The sequence below is a fragment of the Nitratireductor sp. ZSWI3 genome (genome assembly GCF_024655565.1).
Lineage (GTDB): Bacteria > Pseudomonadota > Alphaproteobacteria > Rhizobiales > Rhizobiaceae > Nitratireductor.
This window is the reverse complement of sequence record NZ_JANKOF010000164.1, coordinates 1-5,454: the sequence shown is the minus strand read 5'-3', so window position 1 is coordinate 5,454 and position 5,454 is coordinate 1. Positions and strand designations below refer to the sequence as shown.

Annotated in this window: 7 protein-coding genes and 1 tRNA gene; all 8 read left to right on the top strand. The window is 61.4% G+C overall.

Annotation, left to right across the window (positions count from 1 at the left end; all coding sequences use genetic code 11):
• The first annotated feature begins 207 nt into the window (after window positions 1–207).
• Window positions 208–1,542 (top strand): sodium-dependent transporter, encoded by a 1,335-nt coding sequence (locus tag NUU27_RS24840; RefSeq protein WP_257764972.1) that lies wholly within the window; start codon window positions 208–210, stop codon window positions 1,540–1,542.
• Between the two features lie 171 nt (window positions 1,543–1,713).
• Window positions 1,714–1,789 (top strand) — tRNA-Trp (locus tag NUU27_RS24835).
• 288 nt (window positions 1,790–2,077) lie between these two features.
• Complete coding sequence (gene secE / locus NUU27_RS24830) at window positions 2,078–2,281, top strand: preprotein translocase subunit SecE (RefSeq protein ID WP_257764971.1); 204 nt, start codon at window positions 2,078–2,080, stop codon at window positions 2,279–2,281.
• Window positions 2,282–2,309: 28 nt separating this feature from the next.
• Complete coding sequence (gene nusG, locus NUU27_RS24825) at window positions 2,310–2,837, top strand: transcription termination/antitermination protein NusG (RefSeq protein ID WP_257764970.1); 528 nt, start codon at window positions 2,310–2,312, stop codon at window positions 2,835–2,837.
• A 148-nt stretch (window positions 2,838–2,985) separates the two neighbouring features.
• Complete coding sequence (gene rplK, locus NUU27_RS24820; protein ID WP_257764969.1) at window positions 2,986–3,414, top strand: 50S ribosomal protein L11; 429 nt, start codon at window positions 2,986–2,988, stop codon at window positions 3,412–3,414.
• A 4-nt stretch (window positions 3,415–3,418) separates the two neighbouring features.
• Window positions 3,419–4,120, top strand: a complete 702-nt coding sequence (rplA, locus tag NUU27_RS24815; RefSeq protein ID WP_257764968.1) for a 50S ribosomal protein L1 — start codon at window positions 3,419–3,421, stop codon at window positions 4,118–4,120.
• A gap of 357 nt (window positions 4,121–4,477) precedes the next feature.
• Window positions 4,478–4,996, top strand: coding sequence for a 50S ribosomal protein L10 (gene rplJ, locus NUU27_RS24810; protein WP_257764967.1), 519 nt, complete (start codon window positions 4,478–4,480; stop codon window positions 4,994–4,996).
• Between the two features lie 51 nt (window positions 4,997–5,047).
• The gene (gene rplL, locus NUU27_RS24805; RefSeq protein WP_257764966.1) at window positions 5,048–5,428 is read left to right on the top strand and encodes a 50S ribosomal protein L7/L12; all 381 of its coding nucleotides are present in this window, start codon (window positions 5,048–5,050) and stop codon (window positions 5,426–5,428) included.
• The last annotated feature ends 26 nt before the right edge of the window (window positions 5,429–5,454 follow it).

The window sequence follows — 5,454 nt, the reverse complement described above, 5'->3', positions numbered from 1 at the left end:
TCCGTTGGACGCGGTTAAGGGGCGGCTTCGGCCGCCCTTTTCATTACTGTCATGATTGAGAAATTACGGATTTTTCGAGGCCCTCCCTGCCGATCAGCGGCAGCACCTGCTCAGAAGCGGGTCTTCAGCTGATATCAAAGCTGCTTGTGATGGGTTGCCCACCCATCGTCATGCCCTTCTTAAAAAACGATTTTACGAATGAATAATATGACACCGACACGTGAACACTGGACGTCCAAGCTGGGTTTCGTTTCCGCCGCCGCCGGCTCAGCCGTCGGGCTCGGCAATATCTGGCGTTTCCCTTATGTCACCGGCGAAAACGGCGGTGCGGCGTTTCTGCTGATCTATCTCGCGATCGTCTTCTCGATCGGCCTTTCGGTTCTCATCGCCGAACTGATCATCGGCCGGTCTGCTCAACTCAATCCCGCCGGCGCCTTCAAGAAGCTCGCGGGAGGTGCATGGCCGGCAGTCGGCTATATGGGTGTCATAACTGCCTTCCTGATCTTGTCCTTCTATTGCGTCATCGCCGGCTGGACGCTTGCCTACATGGTCAAGTCGGTCACTGGCTCCGTCCTGTTGAACGATGCCGCGCAAGGCGGCGCGACATTCAGCGCATTCATCTCCAATCCCGTTGAGCCCGTCGTCTACACTGCGATCTTCATTGCCTTGAGCATCCTTGTTGTCCTTGGCGGCGTCGCCAACGGGATTGAACGCGCATCGCGCTATTTGATGCCGGCGCTGTTCGTCATCCTGCTGGTTCTGCTCGCCCGCTCCATCACGCTTGAAGGCGCCTATGCCGGACTGGTGTTTTTCCTGCAGCCCGATTTTTCCAAGGTTACATGGGGCACGCTCCTCGCCGCGCTCGGCCAAGCCTTTTTTTCGCTCTCGCTGGGCATGGGCACGATGATCACCTACGGCTCCTATCTACAGCGCCGCCAGAGCATCGGCGGCTCCGCCGTGGCGGTGGCCACGCTCGATACGCTGGTCGCCGTGCTTGCCGGTCTTGTCATATTGCCGGCCGTTTTCGCTTTCGGCGCCGCGCCATCGGCGGGACCGGGCCTCACCTTCATCACGCTGCCATCGGTTTTTGCTCAAATGCCGGTCGGTGCGTTCTTTGCCGTCTTGTTCTTCTTTCTGCTGGCGATCGCCGCTTTGACGAGCGTGGTGTCTCTGCTGGAGGTGGTGATCGCGTATTTCATCGACGAGACGGGTGGCTCCCGGACGAAGGTTGCCGCGCTCGTCGGGGCGCTCGTCTTCCTGATCGCCGTTCCATCGTCGCTCAGCCTCGGCGTCTGGTCTGAATACACGATCGCCGGCAAGGGATTCTTCGACGCTCTCGACTTTCTGACCAACAACATCACCATGCCGCTTGGCGGCCTGTTGGTCGCCCTGTTCGCCGGCTGGGTGTTGAGGCGGGAGGCTTTACTGGAGCTGGCCGAAGGTTCCTCGATGAACCGCACGGTGATCGGCGCTTGGTATGTCATCATCCGATTCCTCGCACCTGTGGCCATCGCCGTGATCTTGGTCAGCGGACTTGTCTGATCTTCATGCCGAGGATCGGTGATCCGCCGCGCCGGCAGCTCTCAAGGACGTTGGATAGGCTGAGGAAAGTCAAAATTTCCGGGCGGTGGTCCAAGGCACTCTAAAGTGTCTTTACAGACGGCGCGGAAATCCTTAGGAAGCGCCTGCCTGCGATGCACATGCGTCGGCGATAGGGGTATAGCTCAGTTGGTAGAGCGGCGGTCTCCAAAACCGCAGGTCGGGGGTTCGAGCCCCTCTGCCCCTGCCAGTCGACGGTTTGATGCGGACGGAGCGGTGCGCTTCAGCCTTCAAGGCTTGCTTGAGGGCTTGCAAGAATCGATCATCCGCTCTATGTAGGACGAACAGACACGCGGTGCGTGGAGCCGGGGAGCCGGCTTTACGCGCCTTTGTCGTATGTGTGAAACACGGTGAATGATTCTATTTCGCCGCGTTTTTCACTCACCGCAGGCCGCTTGCGCGGCTGGCGGAGTGGCCGGGCGGCGCCTGGTCTGTTGACTATCCCCGGTCTCGGGGCATTGAGGATCAAGAGCGGCACATGGCGTCGAAAACCACGAATCCCTTCACGTTTCTCCAGCAAGTGCGGTCGGAAACCTCGAAGGTGACCTGGCCGTCGCGTCGCGAGACGCTGATCTCGACGGTGATGGTGATCGCTTTCGCGACGCTCGCGGCGATCTTCTTCTTTGCCGCCGACCAGCTGATGGCATACGCCATCGAATTCATTCTTGGCATCGGCGCCTGATACGGACGACTGACGGAGTGCGATTGAAATGACAGCGCGTTGGTACATCGTCCACGCCTATTCGAATTTTGAGAAGAAGGTTGCCGAATCCATCGAGGAGCAGGCCAGGCAAAAGGGGCTTGGCGACAAGATCGAACAGGTCGTCGTGCCGACCGAGAAGGTCGTTGAGGTGCGTCGCGGCCGCAAGGTCGATGCCGAGCGCAAGTTCTTCCCGGGCTATGTGCTGGTCAAGGCGCAGCTCACGGATGCCGTGTTCTCGATGATCAAGAACACGCCGAAGGTGACCGGCTTTCTGGGCGATTCGAAGCCGGTGCCGATCACCGAGGCCGAAGCCGAGCGCATCCTGACGCAGGTTCAGGAGGGCGTCGAGCGTCCCAAGCCTTCGGTGACGTTCGAGATCGGTGAGCAGGTGCGGGTGGCCGACGGGCCGTTCGCTTCCTTCAACGGCTTCGTTCAGGAAGTCGACGAGGAGCGCTCGCGCCTCAAGGTGGAAGTTTCGATCTTCGGGCGCGCCGTGCCCGTGGACCTCGAATTCGGTCAGGTCGAAAAGGGCTGATCGAAGCGCCGGCCCAATCTTTGCGAGACGGCCGGCAAGGCGGTGGAAGGGAAGGCGGCTCAGCCGGCCGCAGGGTTCCGCACCACCAGACTGCAGCGCCGGCCCAATCTTTCCGAGATGGCCGGCAGAACGACAAGGCAGATGAGAAATGGCTAAGAAGATTGCAGGCCAGCTCAAGCTTCAGGTTCCGGCAGGCTCGGCGACCCCGTCGCCGCCCATCGGCCCTGCGCTTGGTCAGCGCGGCATCAACATCATGGAGTTCTGCAAGGCATTCAATGCGCAGACCCAGGAGATGGAGAAGGCGTCCCCGATTCCGGTGGTCATCACCTATTATCAGGACAAGTCCTTCACCTTCACGATGAAGACGCCGCCCGTCAGCTACTTCCTGAAAAAGGCGGTGAAGCTGAAATCCGGTTCCAAGGAGCCGGGCAAGGTGGTCGCCGGCAAGGTCACGCGCGAGCAGGTGCGCGAGATCGCCGAAGCGAAGATGAAAGACCTCAATGCGGCGGATGTCGAGGCGGCCATGCGTATGGTCGAGGGCTCGGCGCGCTCCATGGGTCTGGAAGTGGTGGGCTGACGATATGGCGACGAAACTTTCCAAGCGCGTGGCCAAGTCCCGCGAAGGCATTGACCGCAACAAGGAATACGCGCTCGACGAGGCCGTGGCCCTGCTCAAGGACCGCGCCACCGCGAAGTTCGACGAGACGATCGAAGTGGCGATGAACCTCGGTGTCGATCCGCGCCATGCGGACCAGATGGTGCGCGGCGTGGTCAACCTGCCGAACGGCACGGGCCGCACCGTTCGCGTCGCCGTGTTCGCCAAGGGCGACAAGGCGGACGAGGCTAAGGCTGCCGGCGCCGATCTGGTCGGCGCGGAGGATCTGGTGGAGACCGTGCAGAAGGGCGAGATCAATTTCGACCGCTGCATCGCCACTCCGGACATGATGCCGCTGGTCGGCCGCCTCGGTAAGGTGCTCGGCCCGCGCGGCCTGATGCCGAACCCGAAGGTCGGCACGGTGACGGCCGATGTCGCCGCTGCCGTGAAGGCTTCCAAGGGCGGGGCCGTCGAGTTCCGCGTCGAGAAGGCCGGTATCGTCCATGCGGGCGTCGGCAAGGCCTCCTTCGACGTGAAGGCGATCGCCGAGAACGTGCGCGCCTTCGCCGATGCGGTGATCAAGGCCAAGCCGGCCGGTGCAAAGGGCAACTATGTGAAGAAGGTGGCTCTCACCTCCACCATGGGCCCGGGCCTGCGCATCGACCCGTCGAGCCTGGCTGCGTCCTGACGCAACGCAATTGCGGGAAGATGCCTGAGGCGTCTTCCCAAAACCCTTTCCGGGCCGGTTCGGCCCGGAAGCCGGAAGGAAACTTCCGGGACATCCTGTCCGAGATTGCAGGCGGTTCGCCTTAATTCTTCAAGAAGGGCCTGCATGAGACGGGTAAGACCGGAAACCGGGGCTAGCCCCGATGGATGGTTCGAACCGTGTTGGCCTTTTGTCCGAAACCGCCGGCTCTGCCGGTGCGGCGAAAGGGGGCAGGATCCTCAAGCGTCGCTTGGGTGATCCGATTTGTCGGATGCCCTGCGGCAAAAGGCAAACCGACGGCTGCTTCCCGCGGGAGGCTCCGTCAGATGGAGAAAGGCAGTGGACAGAGCGGAAAAACGCGAATTCGTCGCGGACCTGAACCAAGTGTTCAACAACACCGGTTCAGTGGTCGTGGCCCACTATGCCGGTCTGACCGTCGCGCAGATGAACGATCTTCGTTCGAAGATGCGTGTTGCGGGCGGCACCGTCAAGGTCGCGAAGAACCGTCTCGCCAAAATCGCCCTTCAGGGAACTCCGTCCGAAGGCATTCAGGCCCTTTTCGAAGGGCAGACGCTGATTGCTTATTCGGATGATCCGGTTGCCGCTCCGAAGGTCGCCAGCGATTTCGCCAAGGGGAATGACAACCTCGTCATTCTCGGTGGCGCGATGGGGGCGACCTCGCTCGACGCAGATGGTGTGAAGGCGCTTGCCTCGCTGCCGTCTCTGGACGAGCTGAGAGCGAAGATCGTCGGCATGATTTCCACGCCGGCAACCCGGATCGCACAGGTCGTCAACGCTCCGGCGGGTCAGCTCGCCCGGGTGTTCGGCGCCTATTCCAAGAAGGACGAGGCGGCATGAGGCCGTTCCTCGCTGTCATCAACACAGTTCGAACTCAAAAGGAAATGAACAATGGCTGATCTCGCGAAGATCGTTGAAGACCTGTCGAGCCTGACCGTCCTCGAGGCGGCTGAGCTCTCCAAGATGCTGGAAGAGAAGTGGGGCGTTTCCGCCGCTGCTCCGGTGGCCGTTGCCGCCGCTGCCGGTGGCGCTGCCGCTGGTGCCGAGGCTGCTGAAGAGAAGACCGAATTCGACGTCGTTCTCGCCGATGCGGGCGCTCAGAAGATCAACGTGATCAAGGAAGTGCGCGCCATCACCGGCCTTGGCCTCAAGGAAGCCAAGGACCTCGTCGAGTCCGCTCCGAAGCCGGTCAAGGAAGGCGTGTCCAAGGACGAAGCCGAGAAGGTCAAGGCCCAGCTGGAAGGCGCCGGCGCCAAGGTTGAGCTGAAGTAATTCGGCTCCGGTCCGCGCGCCTTCGG